Source organism: Streptosporangium sp. G11 (genome assembly GCF_051192615.1).
Classification (GTDB): domain Bacteria; phylum Actinomycetota; class Actinomycetes; order Streptosporangiales; family Streptosporangiaceae; genus Streptosporangium.
In genome coordinates, this window is record NZ_JBPJUQ010000268.1 from 1 (window position 1) to 1,624 (window position 1,624).

The window sequence follows — 1,624 nt, forward strand, 5'->3', positions numbered from 1 at the left end:
CAACGCCGGTAAGTTACGGTTCGGTTGTGTTGGGTGGCCGGATGGTGATCGTATAAACGGTCCTGCTCAGCGGCGTTTTCCGGACGGCGCGAGCGTAGGCCAAAGTGCCTTTGCGTTCACGGGTTTTCACTCGGGAGCGTCGGACGAGTTGCGGGCTGGCCCAGATCTCGTTGAGGGCCGCGGACAGACCGCAGGCGGCGGCGCGGCCGATGCTGCGGACGAGCGCGCGAAGCGTGACGGTGAAGGAGACCCGATCAGGGTCGACCGGCTCAGGCCGGGGGTGTTCACGCGCCGCTGTGGCCCGTGCGATCTGGACGATCTGGTAGACGATGAACAGCGCGTAGACCTCTTGCGCCACGCCATCGGGATCCTTGGATCGAAGGACAGTCTGCGGTCCGCTCAAATGAATCTTGAGATCGGCATAGCCGGTCTCGGCTTCCCAGCGTTCCGCGTACAGCGCGGCGACTTGGGCGGCCGGGGCGACCGTGGAATCCAGGAGCGTGGTGATCAGTAGGTATGACTCGGCGCGGGGTTCACCATGCTCAGGAATGATCGCGATATCAGCCTGAATCACCCGGATGGGTAGTCCCGCGGCTTGCCTGGCCCGGACTCCACGCCGCTGGACATGACCCCGGACGCCCTTGGCCCGTGCTCGGGCGATCAGCTCCGGGGTGAGTTGGTTGGCCGCGGGCAGCAGGGACAAGAAGGAGCCATCGGGCAGAGGCTTCAGCACGGGCAGGCGCCGACGCGGGTTCGCTCGGATGATCAGGTGAGCCCCCGCGCCGGTAATGGCGGTCACCTGTGGTGATCCGGAGAAGTAGCGGTCGGCGAGTACCAGCATGCCTGGCCGGATCGCGCCGCCGTGAACCAGCTTGCGCAGCAGGGTCCCCTCGCCGGTTGACCGGCCGGCCCACACCGCATCCATGATCGACCGGGTGCCGCAGGCGATCAGCATCAGTACCCTGATCTGAGGGCAGCGCCCTGGGTCCTTGCTGCTCCGGCCCGGTGCCGGCCCGAAGGCAGTGCGGTTGGCCACGGTGTCGGGCACATCCAGCGTCGTGCCGTCCACCGCGACTTTCAACAGGGCCATCTGACATCCGAACGCGCTCATCCCGGGAGCGTCCCGGTCGGCATGAGCACCGCACAGCCTGCGGAACAAGGCCTTGAGGGGCTCGCGACCGAGCCTGCGCCGAGCCTGCACCGCCGCTGCCCCGGTCGGAACTCGTATCCGGCCGGCACCGATCTCATGGTGGAACTGGTCGAACAGCATGCGCAGCACCTCGCCGTATCCGGCACCGGGGCATAACCACAGCGCCAGGACGAAGTACAACGTGATCCGCGCGGGCAGGGCCCGTAGGCGTTTCTCGCCGCGGCCGCATTCACTGATCACCTCATCGACCACCCAGGAGGGGACAAGTTCGGTGACCGCTCCCAGGTTGAGCCGATCCAGCAGGTGACCGCGGAGCTTGATCAGTGAGGGGATGGCAACGGCCTTCTCCCCGATGCGAGTATGGACAGGCAACGAGGCCTCCGGGGAAACGACGGTTCTCTTGGTCGAAATCAGTCGTCTCAGGGGCCTCGTTGCCACGTCAACCCGGTAAATCGGCTTAACTTACCGGCGTTG

General features: G+C 66.0%; 1 protein-coding gene. It reads right to left on the minus strand.

The features are described from left to right. Positions 1-13 precede the first annotated feature (13 nt). The gene (locus ACSDR0_RS50455; protein WP_435296106.1) at positions 14-1,522 is read right to left on the minus strand and encodes an IS4 family transposase; all 1,509 of its coding nucleotides are present in this window, start codon (positions 1,520-1,522) and stop codon (positions 14-16) included. Positions 1,523-1,624 lie beyond the last annotated feature (102 nt).